Origin of the sequence: Nonomuraea sp. NPDC047529, from assembly GCF_040642995.1 — a bacterium.
Lineage (GTDB): Bacteria > Actinomycetota > Actinomycetes > Streptosporangiales > Streptosporangiaceae > Nonomuraea.
In genome coordinates this window covers 544,338-557,030 of the sequence record NZ_JBEYTJ010000002.1, presented here as the reverse complement: position 1 = coordinate 557,030, position 12,693 = coordinate 544,338, and the positions used below count along the sequence as shown (strand labels likewise).

The window sequence follows — 12,693 nt, the reverse complement described above, 5'->3', positions numbered from 1 at the left end:
GGATGAGCACCCGCGAGCGCATCCTCGACGCCGCCGAGCAGGCCATCCGGGAGTTCGGCATCTCCGGCGCGACGACCAGGCGCATCGCCCAGGCGGCCGGCTGCTCCGAGGCCCTGCTCTACAAGCACTTCGCCGGCAAGGAGCAGATCTTCCTCGCGGTCCTGCTCGAACGGCTGCCCGCGCTCGCCCCCGCCCTGGCCCGGCTGCGGCTGAGCGCGGGGGAGGGCGACCTGACGGCCAACCTCACCCGGTTCGCCCTGGCGGCGCTGGAGTTCTACACCGAGGCCGCCACCATCGCCTCCGGCATGCTGGCCGACCCCTCGCTGCTGGGCCGGTTCAGGCACATGCTCGCCACCACGAACACCGGCCCCCACCTGCCGATCCGGTCGCTGGCCGAGATCCTTGAGGCCGAGCGGGCCGCCGGCCGCGCCGACCCCGGCCTCGACCCCGGCGCGGCGGCCTCCCTGCTGATGGGCGCCTGCTTCCACCGGGCCAACCTGTCCTACTTCGTCGAGCCGGCCGACAAGGACGAGGAGTGGGCGGCCGGCGTCGTCGCCACCCTGCTCAGGCGATGACCCGGCCGGCGCCGCCGTCGACCAGCATCGAGACGCCGTTCACGTACGAGGCCCGCTCGCTGGCCAGGAACGCGATCACGTCCCCGACCTCGTCGGCCTGCCCGACGCGCCCGACCGGCACGGCCCGGCCGCGCGCCTCGACCTCGTCGTCGCCGCCCGACGTGCCGCGCAGGCGCTCGGTGTCGATGGCCCCCGGCAGCACGTTGTTGACCAGCACGCCGTCGCCGCCCACCTCGCGGGCCAGCGTGCGCACGATCCCGGCGACGGCCGGGCGCATGGCGTTGGACAGCGCCAGCCCGTCGATCGCCTCGCGGACGGAGGAGCTGGTGACGGTGACGATCCGGCCCCAGCCGCGCGAGCGCATCTCGGGCAGCACCGCCTGGATCAGCCGGACGGTGCCGAGCAGGTTGCGCTGCACGGCGACGTCCCAGTCCTGGAGGTCGACCTCGTCGGAGCGGCCGGTGGGCGGGCCGCCCGCGTTGGCCACCAGGATGTCGACCGGGCCGAGCACGTCGCGCGTCTCCTGGGCCACGCGCTGAGCCGCCGCCGGGTCCTCCACGTCGGCCAGCACGGCGTGCACCACGCCGCCGAACTGCTGCAGCTCCACCACCGCGTCCGCGAGCCGTTCGGGGTTGCGCGCGCTGACGCACACGTCGCAGCCCTCGCGGGCCAGGCTCTTGGCGGCGGCCAGGCCGATGCCCGCGCTGCCGCCGGTGACCAGGGCGACCTTGCCCGAGATGCCGAGATCCATAAGGCGACTATAGTGACGGGCCGATCAGCTCGGCCGCACCCGGGTCAGCTTGTCCGGGTTGAGCATGCCGTAGAGCCCAAGGATGCGGCCGTCGCGCACGTCCAGGGCGATGAGCTGGTCGTTCCCCGCCACGTGCGTCCACAGGGCGGGCCGGCCGTTGGCCTCGACGAGACGCGCGTGGCTGAAGTCGTAGCGGGCCATCAGGCCGCCGATGAAGCCGCTCACCTTGCGCCGGCCCAGGATCGGCCGCAGGGCCGCCCTGACCTTGCCGCCGCCGTCGTTCCACATGACGACGTCCTCGTGCAGCAGCTCGGTCAGCGCGTCGAGGTCGCCGCCGCCGGCCGCCTCCATGAACTTCGTCAGCAGCCTGGCGTGGTCCTCGTTCGTCGGCGTGAACCGGTCGCGGCCCTCCGACACCCGGACCGAGGCGCGGTGGTGCATCTGCCGGGCGTTGGCCACCGACGAGCCGACGATCTCGGCGATCTGGTCGTACGGCAGCTCGAACGCCTCCCTGAGCACGAACACCGCCCGCTCCGGCGGCGACAGCCTCTCCATCAGGTGCAGGGTCGCGAACGAGACGGTGTCACGCAGCTCGGCCGTGTCCAGCGGCCCCGCCTGGCCGGTCGCGACCGGCTCGGGCAGCCACGGCCCCGTGTACGCCTCCCGCCGCACCCGGGCCGAGCGGAGCTGGTCGAGGGCCAGCCGCGAGACCACGGTCAGCAGGAACGCGCGCGGCTCCCTGATCCGGCTCCTGTCGGTGCCCTCCCATCGCAGCCAGGCCTCCTGCACGACGTCCTCGGCGTCCCACATGCTGCCGAGCAGGCGGTAGGCCAGGCCCAGCAGCATCGGGCGGTATTCCTCGAAGTCCACGTCCGGCATCATGCCCTGTCATCGGGCAGGGTGGCCTGGCGGGGGTCGCCGGAGGGTGGCCAAGCCCGGCCGGGCGTGATGGGCTGGAGGCGTGGCGAGAAATCTGATCCTGTCAGGAGGGCTCTTCCACGACTTCGCCGCCACGTCGGCCGTGCTCGCCGACGTGCTGGGCGAGGTCGGCGTCGAGTCGGAGATCACCGAGGACATCGCGGGCGCGCTGAGCGAGCCGCCGGAGGTGCAGCTCATCACCGTCAACGCGCTGCGCTGGCAGATGGGCCAGGAGCGCTTCGCCGGCCTGCGCGGCGAATGGCGTTTCGCGTTGCCCACCCAGGCCCGCACCACGCTCCTCGACCACCTCGACCGGGGCGGCGGGCTGCTGTGCATGCACACGGCCGCGGTCTGCTTCGACGACTGGCAGGGCTGGCCGCGGGTGCTCGGCGGCTGCTGGAACTGGCCCAAGTCCCACCATCCGCCGCTGGGCTGGACCGGCGTGCGGGTGCACGGCGCCGCCCACCCGATCGTGGCCGGCCTGCGCGACTTCGACCTGGTGGACGAGGTCTACAGCGACCTCGACGTGCTGCCGGACGTGCGGCCCCTGGCCTCCTCCCACGGCCAGCCGCTCGTGTGGGCGCGTCCGGTGCGCCGCGGCCGGGTGGTCTACGACGCGCTGGGCCACGACACCAGGTCCTACGACAACGAGATCCACCGGACGATGCTCCAGCGGGCCGCGTCGTGGCTGCTGAAACGGCCGGTGGGCGGCACCGGCTGACGCGTCCGGTTCGTACAAGACCCCTGGCCGTCCGGCGGGCACGATGGCCTCATGAACGTGAACCTCACGGCGGTCGCCGGCTTCATGGCCACGCACGCAAGGCTCCTGGACCGGCGCCGCTTCCATCTGCTCATGGGGGAGACCGGCCCGGCCGCCGTGCTCGACGCCCTCGACGCCTACCGCAACCCCGACGGCGGCTACGGCTGGGGCCTGGAGCCCGACCTGCGCTCGCCGGAGAGCCAGCCGGGCACGGCGCTGCACGCCTTCGAGGTGTTCGAGGAGATCGGCCCCGCCACCGCGCCGCAGGCCGTCGCGCTGTGCGACTGGCTGGAGTCGGTGACGATGCCCGACGGCGGCCTGCCGTTCGCGCTCCCGCTCACCCTGCCCGAGGGCACCGCGCCCTGGTGGGCGGGCGCGGACCACGCCACCTCGTCGTTGCAGATCACCGCCGTCTCGGCGGCGGCGGCCCACGCCGTGGCCGCCCACGACCCGGCCGTGGCCGCGCACCCGTGGCTGGAGCGGGCCACCCGCTACTGCCTCGACGCGATCCAGGCGCTGGAGGACCGGCCGCACGCCTACGTGCTCTCCTTCGCCGTGCACTTTCTCGACGCCGTCCACGGGACGCGGCCCGAGGCGGCCGGGCTGCTCAAGCGGCTGGCGGCGTACCTGCCCGACGACGGGCGGGTGCCCGTGGAGGGCGGCACCGCGGAGGAGCGGCTGAACCCCCTCGACTTCGCGCCGTTCCCGGGGCGGCCCGCGCGCGAGCTGTTCGCGCCCGAGGTGATCGCCGCCGACCTCGACCGGCTGGCCGGGTCGCAGCAGGAGGACGGCGGCTGGGTCGTGGACTACGCGCCGATCTCGCCCGCCGGCGTGCTCGAATGGCGGGGCGCGGCCACCGTGCGGGCCATCCGGGTCCTGCGCGGGAACGGCGTGCTCTGACGGCTAGCGCAGCCCCACCCGGTGGGCCGACTCCGACTCCTGGGCCATGCGGCGCAGCGTGTCGAACGCCTTGCCGTACAGGACGGTGCCCAGCACCAGGGCCTCCACGGCGGCGTCGCGCGGCCCGTCGAAGGGGATGGTGGCCATCTCGACCTCGGTCACCAGCTTCCTGGCGGCCTCGACGTACGGCGCGAGGTCGACGTGCAGGCCGAGCTGGCGCATGCGGACCAGCGTCTGGGCCAGCTCGTCGCGGGTGGGGGCGTCGTCGGCGACGGTCCAGCCGAGTTCGCCGACCAGCCGGTCGACCTCGGCCCTGGCGGTCCGCCACTCCTCGCCCTGCTCGGGCTCGACGGTCGGGCCGAGCGCCCAATGCGCGATCCCCAGCATGTGGTGCATGGGCAGCGTCTCGTCCTCGACGGCGGCGATGACCTGCTTGATGGCGGCCACGGGGAGCCTGCCCACCTCCAGGAGGGCCCGGATCAGGCGGAGCCTGCGCAGGTGGGACTCGTCGTACTCGGCGCGGGTCGCGGCGGTCTGCTCGCCCTGGTGCAGCATGCCCTCACGGAGGTAGTACTTGATCGTGGGGATGGCGACACCGGATCGGGCGCTCAGTTCTGAGATGCGCATCGATAGATAATAGTGCTATCCAGATCGGGCGACGTGGCGGGCCGCGCTCACCACCTCGTGGACGTCGGCCTGCCGGTTCCACAGGAAGACCGCCTCCAGCGGCGGCACGTCCTCCTTGACGGGTACGAACACCACCGTGTCGGGCACGGTGCTGCCCTCGTGGACGCACAGGCTGTAGCCGGCCCCCGCGCCCACCATGTCGACCACCAGGTCATGGGTGGCGGCGGCCGGGCCCAGCCGGGGATGCAGCCGGTGCCGGACGAACCCCTCCAGGAACCGCCGGGCCCCGGCGACCGCGTCCGACTCCGGCATGATCAGCGGCTCGGAGGCCAGGTCCGCGAGCGACAGCGCCTCCCGCCCGGCGAGCGCATGGTCGCGGGGGAGCAGCGCGCGTACGGGGAAGCGGTGGACGAGCATGCGCGCCACGCCCCTGGGCAGCGAGCCGGGGGCGTAACCCAGGCCGGCCTGGAGCGTGCCGTCGGCGATGGAGACCATCTGCTCGGCCGTGCTCATCGGCGCGATCCGCACCGGCACGTTCTGGAGCTGCGCGAGCAGCCGGGCGGCCACGTCGGCCAGCCCGTCGGCCACGCCCAGCCGGGTGGTGCGGCCCCTGCTCCGGGCGGCGGCCACGGCCCGTTCGTAGGCGTCGAGCGCGACCGTGGCCTGGGCCAGGAACGCCTCGCCCGCCTCGGTGAGCCGCACGCCGCTGGACGAGCGGCTGAACAGCTCGACGCCTATCTCCTTCTCCAGCGCCCTGAGCTGCTCCGACAGCGTGGGCTGGGCGATGTGCAGCGCGGTCGCGGCGCGGCGCAGGCTGCCGGCGCGCGCGATCGCCATCGTGTACCTGACGTAGCGCAGATCCATCTCTCACCTCGGGGTGATGATGATGGGCTATCGGCTGATCACCTCTCCGTATTACAAGACGGGGCAGCCCGCGTGAAGACGTCCAGTCACGGCATGTGCTTTCACGCTGGTCGGGACCTCGTCCGGTCTTGCGGCGCATGCCTGGGGATGGCAGGCGTCGCCGTTGCGGCCGTCCGGAAACCCGGCAGCGAGGTTGCCGAGCAAGCGCTTGGCTAGTTGTGTTATCGTGATCGCCGAGCGGAGGGAGCGGGATGCAGTCCTTCGCCGGGTGCGCGGCCGTGGCCGGGATCGGAATGACCGCGCTGACCAGGCGGTCGGGGCGCGGCGAGCTGGAGCTGGCCGCCGAGGCGTGCCGGGCCGCCTGCGCGGACGCCGGGATCACGCCGGGCGAGGTCGACGGGCTGCTCAGCTACCACCTGAACGACTCCGCGCCGGTCGTCCAGGTCGCCCGCGCGCTGGGCATCGAGCGGCTGCGCTGGCACAACGACATCGCCGGCGGCGGGACGCAGGCGGCGTCCGTGCTGGGAGACGCGGCCATGATCATCCATGCCGGCCTGGCCCGGAACGTCCTGGTCTTCCGGGCGCTCAACGGACGGTCCGGCACGCGCATGAACACCGCCTCCACCGGCCCCCTGGAACGTCACACCTACGGCCTGGCCGGACCGGTCCCGCTGTTCGCCATGGCCGCGACCCGCTACCTGCACGACACCGGCCTCACCGCCGAGCACCTGCACGCCGTGGTCGCCCAGTCCAGGCGCAACGCCGCGGGCAACCCGCGCGCCCTGCGCCGCGAGCCCCTCGACCTGGCCGCTTACCTGGCCAAACCGTACGTCTGCACGCCGCTGCGCACCGCCGACTGCTGCCTGGAGACCGACGGCGCGTGCGCGCTGCTGGTGAGCGGCGTCCTGGACGGGCCGCGCATCCGGGCGGTCGTCCGCGGGGGCGGGCCGGGCTGCTCCTCCATGGACCGCTCGCCGGACGTGACGGCCGTCTTCTCCTCCCACGTCGCGCCCCTGCTGTGGGAGGCGTCCGGCATGCGTCCCCCGGACGTCGAGGCGGCGCTGCTCTATGACGCCTACTCCTGGCTGGTGCCCCGGCAGCTGGAGGACTTCGGGCTGGCGGCGCGCGGGGACCTGGGGGCGTACCTGCTGGAACGGCGGCACGCCTGGGTGAACCCGCACGGCGGCCTGCTCTCCGAGGGCTACGTCCACGGGCTCAACAACGTGGCCCAGGCGGTGCGGGAGCTGCGCGCCGGCCGCGAGACCGCCCTGGTGACCGGATTCGGCGGCAGCTACGGCAGCGCGGCTCTTCTCACGCGTTGAACGTCAGGGAGTGAGCGTGAACGCGGCGTGCGAGGCCCTGCCGTCGTCGCCGGGCAGCACGCCGCGGGCCGCCAGCCAGGCCGCCGCGCCGGCCGCGTCGCGCGCCGTCGCCACCCGCTCGCCGGACAGCCGCGCCAGCACGGCCCGGCGGACCGGCCCCTCGCTGGTCAGCACGCTGCCCGCGAGCACGACGTCCCCCGAGACGTGCACCCGGCGCAGGGTGGCCACCAGGCGGTCGGCGGCCTCCTCGGCGACCTTGAACGCCATCGGGTCGCCGGCCTCGGCCGCCCGGCTGACCAGGGCGGACAGGGCGGCCAGCCGCATGTGGTCGGCCTGCGCCAGCCGTACGAGCCGGTCGGCGACCGCCCGCGGCGATCCCGGACGCTCCTCGCCCAGGAAGTGCTCCACGACGAGCGCGACCAGGCTTCCCGGCTGGGCCGTCGCGCCCTGGTCGAGGGCGGAGACCACGGCCTTGGCGGCGGCGCGGCCGATCCAGAAACCCGAGCCCTCGTCGCCCAGCAGCCAGCCGAGCCCGTCGGCGATCGTGTCGATGCGGTGGCCGGTGATCCTGGCCGCGACCGCGCCCGTGCCCGACAGCAGCAGCGAGCCGTCGGGCTCGGCGGTGCCGGCGACGTAGGCCACCGCCACGTCGCGCTCGATCAGCGGGCCCGCCTCGATGCCGTGGGCGGCCCACACCCGGGCCAGCTCGGGGACCAGCGTGTCGACCTGGCCCGCGACCCCGGCCAGCGAGGCCACGACCAGGCCGCCGTCGTGTGACCCCAATGCCTGCCCGAGGGCGGTGCCGATCGCCGCCACCGCCTTGTCCAGGCCGTGCGCCGAAGGGTTGCCGGCGCCCGCCCGCGCGTAGCCGACCCGGGTGCCGTCGAGGGTGTGGACGGAGACGCGCGTCGAGGTGGCTCCCGCGTCGACACCGACCACCAGCGATTTGGTCACGGTCAAATTCTGGGGGTTGACGTGACCGGGAAGCAAGAATAATTTTCGCCAGAAGACCGGGTATTCGGAAGGAATATTCGTGACTTCAGGAGCGCTCGGGCGCGTCGAAACGGAACTGCCCGGTCTGCCGGAGGCGTTGCGCAGGGTCGGCGAGGTGATACTCGGCGATCCCGCCGAGGCCGCGCGGTCGACCATCATCGCGCTGGCCGAGCGGGCGGGCAGCTCGCCCGCCACCGTGACGAGGTTCTGCCGGGCCTTCGGCTTCTCCGGCTACGCCGAGCTGCGCGTCGCGCTCGCCACCGAGACCGGCAGGGCCGCGCAGGCCGGCTGGGGCGCGGGCGTCGGGCACGAGATCGGCCCCGACGACCCGCTCGACTCGGCCATCGAGGTGATGGCCGCCGCCGACGCCAGGCTCATCCAGGACACCGCCGCCCAGCTCGACCTCTCGGTGGTCGCCCAGGTCGCCGACGCCGTCGTCAGGGCCCGCCGGGTGCTCCTGATCGGCGTCTCCACCAGCGGGAACGTCGCCACCATGCTCGAAGGCAGGCTGCGCCGCATCGCCATCCCCTGCTGGAGCGCGGGCGACGCGCACGTGGCGCTGTCGGAGGCGGCCCTGCTCGGCGCGGACGACGTCGCCATCGGCATCAGCCACCGGGGCCGTACCCGCGAGGTCATGGAGGCGCTGGCCGAGGCGGGCAGCCACGGCGCGACCACGGTCGCCGTCACGTCCTTCGCCCGCTCGCCGCTGGCCGAGCTGGCCGACCTGGTGCTGACGACGGCCAGCAGGGAGACCACGTTCAGGCTGGGCGGGCTGGCGGCCGTGCACTCCCAGCTCTTCGTGCTCGACGCCGTCTACGTGGCGGTCGCGCAACGCACCTACGAACGCACCAACGAGGCGTTCGAGCTGACGATCAGCGCGGTGGAGAGCCACCGTGTGGAGAGGAGCTGAATGAGCTACGCGTCCACGGCCCTCGCCCTCGCCGGACGGGTCGCCGAGAGCCAGGCCGAGCCGGTGCGCCGGGCCGCCGCCCTGATCGTCGCCGCGCTGCGCGCCGGCGGGGTGGTCAACGCGTTCGGGTCGGGGCACTCCGAGGCCATCGCCATGGAGATCGCCGGACGGGCCGGCGGCCTGGTGCCCAGCAACCGCCTCTCCCCGCGCGACCTCGTCCTGTACGGCGGCCGTCCCCCGAGCGTGCTCACCCCCGAGCTGGAACGCGACCCGGCCGTCGCCCATGAGATCTACGCCCTGGCCCCCGTCGAGCCGCAGGACGTGTTCGTCCTGGTCTCCAGCTCCGGGGTGAACGGCACGGTCGTGGAACTGGCCACGCTGGTCAAGGAACGCGGCCACCCGCTCGTCGCGATCACCTCGGTCGCGCACAGCACGCGCATGACCTCGCGCCATCCCTCGGGCGTCAAGCTCATGGACCTGGCCGACGTCGTGCTCGACAACGGCTCCCCGTACGGGGACGCCATCCTCGACCTGCCGGACGGCGGCACGTTCGGCGCGGTCTCCACGCTCACCTCGGCGCTGCTCGCGCAGATGGTGGTCACCGAGGCGGTGGAGGAGCTCGTCGCCCTGGGCGAGCGGCCACCCATCTACCTGTCGGTCAACGTGACCGGCGGCGACGAGCACAACAAGGCCCTGGAGAGCCGATACGCAGGGCGCATACGACGAGGATCATGAAAATCTAGGAGCCATCAATGCCTGACACCCCCCATATCAGCCGTCGTGAACTCCTGCGCGGCGCGGCTCTCGTCCCCGTCGCCGGGGCGCTGGCCGCCTGTGCCACCCCCGCCGCCAAGCCCACCGCCACCGCCTCGTCGGCCCCGGTGGCGACCAGCGCGGCCAACCCGTTCGGCGTCGCGGACGGCAAGCCGCTGGAGGTGTGGATCTTCGACGGCGGCTTCGGCCAGGACTACGCCAAGACCATCCACGAGCCGCTGTTCACGACGAAATATCCGAAGAGCGAGATCAAGCACAACGCGACCAAGGAGATCACCAAGGTCCTCCAGCCGCGCTTCGCCGGCGGCAACCCGCCGGAGGTGATCGACAACTCCGGCGCCAACTTCATGGACTTCGGCGCCCTCTCCCAGGACGGCCAGCTCCAGGACCTCACCGCGCTGCTCGACGCGCCGAGCTGGGACGACCCCGCCGTCAAGGTCAGGGACACCATCGACCCGTCGGTCATCGAGATCGGCACCTACGACGGCAAGTTCAGCGTGCTGGGTTACGTGAACTACATCCACGGCATCTGGTACTCACAGAAGGTGTTCAGGGAGAACGGCTGGGAGATCCCCAAGACCTGGGACGAGTTCACCAAGCTCTGCGAGACGATCAAGAAGTCCGGCAAGATGGCGCCCTTCACGTACGCGGGCAAGTTCCCGCAGTACCTGTACGAGCCGCTGCTGACCATGGCCGCCAAGATCGGCGGCAACGAGGTGCTGGTCAACATCGACAACCTGGAGGACGGCGCCTGGACCACCGAGGCCATGAAGACCGCCGCCACGGCCTGGGCCGAGGTGGGCGCCAAGTACCTCATGGAGGGCACGACCGGCCTCGACCACGTGCAGACCCAGACGGCCCAGAACAAGTACAAGGTGGCCATGCTGCCGTCCGGGTCGTGGCTGGAGAACGAGCAGAAGAGCACCACGCCGCCCGACTTCGAGTACGGCATGTTCCCGATCCCCGACGTCACCGGCTCCGACAAGATGCCGTACGGCACCCTGCACACCCAGCCCGGCGAGAACTTCATGGTCTCGGCCAAGAGCCCCAACCCGCAGGGCGGCATCGAGTACCTGCGCGGCATGTTGTCGAAGAAGGCGGCCGGCGACTTCAGCGAGATGGTCAAGACGGTGACGGCGGTCAAGGGCGCGACCGAGGGCCGTACGATCTCGCCCGGTGTAACCAGCGCCTCCAAGGCCGTCGCCGACGCGGGCGCCAACACCGTCTACTACCGCTGGTACACCTGGTACGGCCAGCTCAAGGACGAGGGCATCGCCGCCACCGGCGAGCTGATGTCCGGCGGCCTGACGCCGGAGAAGTACCTGGAGCGCATGCAGAAGAAGGCCGACGAGATCAAGAACGACTCCTCGATCAAGAAGTACAAGCGCTGATGTTGTTCAACAGGTATCGCCGCGGGCTGTTCATCACCGCGTTCCTGGCAGCCCCGGCGATCCTCTACCTCGTCTACGTCATCTCGCCGCTGATCCAGGCGTTCCGGATCTCGATGACCGACTGGCGCGGCGTGACGGCCACGCCGGACTTCATCGGGCTGGACAACTTCGTCCGGCTGTTCAAGGACGGCGTCTTCTGGAAGGCCGTCACCCACAACGCCATGCTGCTCGTGCTGCTGCCGCTGCTCACGATCGTGATCGCGCTGTTCTTCGCCTTCCTGCTCAACGTGGGCGGGCGCAAGGGCTCGTCCGGCATCGCGGGCTCGAAGTTCTACCGCGTGGTGTTCTTCTTCCCGCAGGTCCTGGCCGTGGCCGTGGTCGGGGTGCTGTTCCAGCAGGTGTTCCGGCCCGACGGCAGCGGCATGCTGAACGGGCCGCTGCTCGCGCTCGGCGCCAAGCCCGTCGGGTTCCTGTCGGACCCCGGCGTGGCCTTCTGGTCAGTGCTCGGCGTGCTGGTCTGGCAGGCGGTCGGCTTCTACGTCGTGCTGTTCTCGGCCGGGCTGGCCTCCATCCCGCGCGACATGTTCGAGGCGGCGCAGATCGACGGCGCCGGCCGGTTCAGCCTGTTCTTCCGCATCACGCTGCCGCTGCTGTGGGACACGATCCAGGTGGCCTGGGTCTACCTCGGCATCCTGGCGCTCGACGCGTTCGCGATCGTGTGGGTGATGACCGACCAGCACGGCGGCCCCGACTGGTCGACCACCGTCATGGCCGCCGAGATCTACCGCAACGCCTTCCAGTACTTCCGCTTCGGCTACGCCTCGGCCCTGGGCGTCATGATGTTCTTCTTCACCGTCGGCTTCGCCATCCTCTCGCTGCGCCTGTCCCGCCGCGAACGAATCGAGTACTAGATGACAACGACGACCACGTGGACGGTGGCGAACTCCCGCAAACTGGCCCGTCAGGAGCGCCGGCGGCGGCTCGGGCCGATGGCCGTGCTGTCCCACGTCGCGCTCCTGGTGTGGACGGTGCTCGTCGTGGTGCCGATCCTGTGGACCTTCCTGGCCTCGGTGAAGAGCGAGGACGAGATCTTCGGCGAGGCCTGGGGGCTGCCGGCCAGGCTCAACTGGGACAACTTCGCCCGCGCCTGGGAGCAGGCCCACATCGGGCAGTACATGCTCAACAGCGTCGTCGTCGTCACCTTCAGCGTGGCCGGGACGATGCTGCTCGGCTCGATGGCCGCGTACGTGCTGGCGCGTTACCCCTTCCGCGCCAACCGGCCGATCTACTTCCTGTTCGTCTCCGGGCTGGCCTTCCCGGTCTACCTGAAGCTGACGCCGCTGTTCTTCGTCGTGCAGAACATGGGGGCGGTGCCGCTGGTGGGGCCGTACATCGGGTTGAACACGCACGCGGGGCTGGTGCTGGTCTACATCGCGTACTCGATGCCGTTCACGGTGTTCTTTCTGACCGCGTTCTTCCGTACGCTGCCCACGGCGGTGGGGGAGGCGGCCATGGTGGACGGCGCGTCGCACACCCGCGTGTTCTTCCAGATCATGTTGCCGATGGCGCGGCCGGGCATCATCAGCATCACGATCTTCAACGTGCTGGGGCAGTGGAACCAGTACCAGCTTCCGCTGGTGTTGCTCCAGGACCGGGACAAATGGGTGCTCACTCAGGGGATCGCGGACATCTCCACGGCGGCGGGGTACGACCAGGACTGGTCGGCGCTGTTCGCCGCGCTGACGCTGGCGATCCTGCCGATGCTGGTCGTGTACACGGTGTTCCAGCGCCAGATCCAGTCCGGCCTGACCTCGGGAGCCCTCAAATGAACAGCTTCACCTAAGGGGGCTTCGCCTCTGGGCTCAACGGGCTTCGTCGGGGGCGCTTCGCGCCTGGAGATTCAGGCGG

At 71.7% G+C, this 12,693-nt stretch carries 14 protein-coding genes; 9 read left to right on the top strand and 5 right to left on the bottom strand.

Features of this window, described 5'->3' with window-relative positions; genetic code table 11:
- Positions 1-2: 2 nt before the first annotated feature.
- On the top strand, positions 3-575 hold the full coding sequence (locus ABZ815_RS06210) for a helix-turn-helix domain-containing protein (protein WP_357694530.1): 573 nt from the start codon (positions 3-5) through the stop codon (positions 573-575).
- On the opposite strand, the gene ABZ815_RS06205 is transcribed toward ABZ815_RS06210, so the two are convergent.
- Both ABZ815_RS06205 and ABZ815_RS06200 read right to left on the bottom strand, forming a co-directional pair.
- Positions 565-1,326, bottom strand: a complete 762-nt coding sequence (locus ABZ815_RS06205) for an SDR family oxidoreductase (protein ID WP_357694528.1) — start codon at positions 1,324-1,326, stop codon at positions 565-567. The two genes, ABZ815_RS06210 and ABZ815_RS06205, sit on opposite strands and share 11 nt — an antisense overlap.
- Before the next feature lie 24 nt (positions 1,327-1,350).
- Complete coding sequence (locus ABZ815_RS06200) at positions 1,351-2,205, bottom strand: RNA polymerase sigma-70 factor (protein WP_357694675.1); 855 nt, start codon at positions 2,203-2,205, stop codon at positions 1,351-1,353.
- Positions 2,206-2,287: 82 nt separating this feature from the next.
- Here ABZ815_RS06200 and ABZ815_RS06195 point away from each other — a divergent pair, with 82 nt between their 5' ends.
- Entirely contained in the window at positions 2,288-2,965 is a 678-nt protein-coding gene (locus ABZ815_RS06195) for a ThuA domain-containing protein (RefSeq protein WP_357694526.1), read from the top strand.
- 51 nt (positions 2,966-3,016) lie between these two features.
- Entirely contained in the window at positions 3,017-3,904 is an 888-nt protein-coding gene (locus ABZ815_RS06190) for a hypothetical protein (RefSeq protein ID WP_357694524.1), read from the top strand.
- Positions 3,905-3,907: 3 nt separating this feature from the next.
- Here ABZ815_RS06190 and ABZ815_RS06185 read toward each other — a convergent pair whose 3' ends face one another.
- On the bottom strand, positions 3,908-4,531 hold the full coding sequence (locus ABZ815_RS06185; protein ID WP_357694522.1) for a MerR family transcriptional regulator: 624 nt from the start codon (positions 4,529-4,531) through the stop codon (positions 3,908-3,910).
- Between the two features lie 15 nt (positions 4,532-4,546).
- On the bottom strand, positions 4,547-5,395 hold the full coding sequence (locus tag ABZ815_RS06180; RefSeq protein ID WP_357694520.1) for a LysR family transcriptional regulator: 849 nt from the start codon (positions 5,393-5,395) through the stop codon (positions 4,547-4,549).
- A 251-nt stretch (positions 5,396-5,646) separates the two neighbouring features.
- On the opposite strand from ABZ815_RS06180, the gene ABZ815_RS06175 reads away from it, so the two are divergent.
- The gene (locus ABZ815_RS06175) at positions 5,647-6,717 is read left to right on the top strand and encodes an acetyl-CoA acetyltransferase (protein ID WP_357694518.1); all 1,071 of its coding nucleotides are present in this window, start codon (positions 5,647-5,649) and stop codon (positions 6,715-6,717) included.
- A 3-nt stretch (positions 6,718-6,720) separates the two neighbouring features.
- Here ABZ815_RS06175 and ABZ815_RS06170 read toward each other — a convergent pair whose 3' ends face one another.
- Entirely contained in the window at positions 6,721-7,671 is a 951-nt protein-coding gene (locus ABZ815_RS06170) for a BadF/BadG/BcrA/BcrD ATPase family protein (RefSeq protein ID WP_357694516.1), read from the bottom strand.
- A gap of 79 nt (positions 7,672-7,750) precedes the next feature.
- On the opposite strand from ABZ815_RS06170, the gene ABZ815_RS06165 reads away from it, so the two are divergent.
- The 5 genes from ABZ815_RS06165 to ABZ815_RS06145 are packed head-to-tail and all read left to right on the top strand — an operon-like array spanning position 7,751 to position 12,614.
- The gene (locus tag ABZ815_RS06165; protein WP_357694514.1) at positions 7,751-8,620 is read left to right on the top strand and encodes a MurR/RpiR family transcriptional regulator; all 870 of its coding nucleotides are present in this window, start codon (positions 7,751-7,753) and stop codon (positions 8,618-8,620) included.
- Positions 8,621-9,355, top strand: a complete 735-nt coding sequence (locus ABZ815_RS06160) for an SIS domain-containing protein (RefSeq protein ID WP_357694512.1) — start codon at positions 8,621-8,623, stop codon at positions 9,353-9,355.
- Between the two features lie 17 nt (positions 9,356-9,372).
- Complete coding sequence (ngcE, locus tag ABZ815_RS06155) at positions 9,373-10,785, top strand: N-acetylglucosamine/diacetylchitobiose ABC transporter substrate-binding protein (protein ID WP_357694510.1); 1,413 nt, start codon at positions 9,373-9,375, stop codon at positions 10,783-10,785.
- Positions 10,785-11,696, top strand: a complete 912-nt coding sequence (locus ABZ815_RS06150; RefSeq protein ID WP_357694508.1) for a sugar ABC transporter permease — start codon at positions 10,785-10,787, stop codon at positions 11,694-11,696. The genes ngcE and ABZ815_RS06150 overlap by 1 nt, the downstream gene beginning before the upstream one ends.
- A complete protein-coding gene (locus ABZ815_RS06145) occupies positions 11,697-12,614 on the top strand; it encodes a carbohydrate ABC transporter permease (protein WP_357694506.1) in 918 nt (305 codons plus the stop codon).
- Positions 12,615-12,693: the final 79 nt, after the last annotated feature.

What these genes read in the sequence shown, in the direction of transcription:
- ngcE (WP_357694510.1), top strand. Translation starts at nt 9,373, where the DNA reads ATGCCTGACACCCCCCATATCAGCCGTCGTGAACTCCTGCGCGGCGCG.
- ABZ815_RS06210 (WP_357694530.1), top strand. Translation starts at nt 3, where the DNA reads ATGAGCACCCGCGAGCGCATCCTCGACGCCGCCGAGCAGGCCATCCGG.
- ABZ815_RS06190 (WP_357694524.1), top strand. Translation starts at nt 3,017, where the DNA reads ATGAACGTGAACCTCACGGCGGTCGCCGGCTTCATGGCCACGCACGCA.
- ABZ815_RS06180 (WP_357694520.1), bottom strand. Translation starts at nt 5,395, where the DNA reads ATGGATCTGCGCTACGTCAGGTACACGATGGCGATCGCGCGCGCCGGC.
- ABZ815_RS06205 (WP_357694528.1), bottom strand. Translation starts at nt 1,326, where the DNA reads ATGGATCTCGGCATCTCGGGCAAGGTCGCCCTGGTCACCGGCGGCAGC.
- ABZ815_RS06200 (WP_357694675.1), bottom strand. Translation starts at nt 2,205, where the DNA reads ATGCCGGACGTGGACTTCGAGGAATACCGCCCGATGCTGCTGGGCCTG.
- ABZ815_RS06150 (WP_357694508.1), top strand. Translation starts at nt 10,785, where the DNA reads ATGTTGTTCAACAGGTATCGCCGCGGGCTGTTCATCACCGCGTTCCTG.
- ABZ815_RS06185 (WP_357694522.1), bottom strand. Translation starts at nt 4,531, where the DNA reads ATGCGCATCTCAGAACTGAGCGCCCGATCCGGTGTCGCCATCCCCACG.
- ABZ815_RS06145 (WP_357694506.1), top strand. Translation starts at nt 11,697, where the DNA reads ATGACAACGACGACCACGTGGACGGTGGCGAACTCCCGCAAACTGGCC.
- ABZ815_RS06175 (WP_357694518.1), top strand. Translation starts at nt 5,647, where the DNA reads ATGCAGTCCTTCGCCGGGTGCGCGGCCGTGGCCGGGATCGGAATGACC.
- ABZ815_RS06160 (WP_357694512.1), top strand. Translation starts at nt 8,621, where the DNA reads ATGAGCTACGCGTCCACGGCCCTCGCCCTCGCCGGACGGGTCGCCGAG.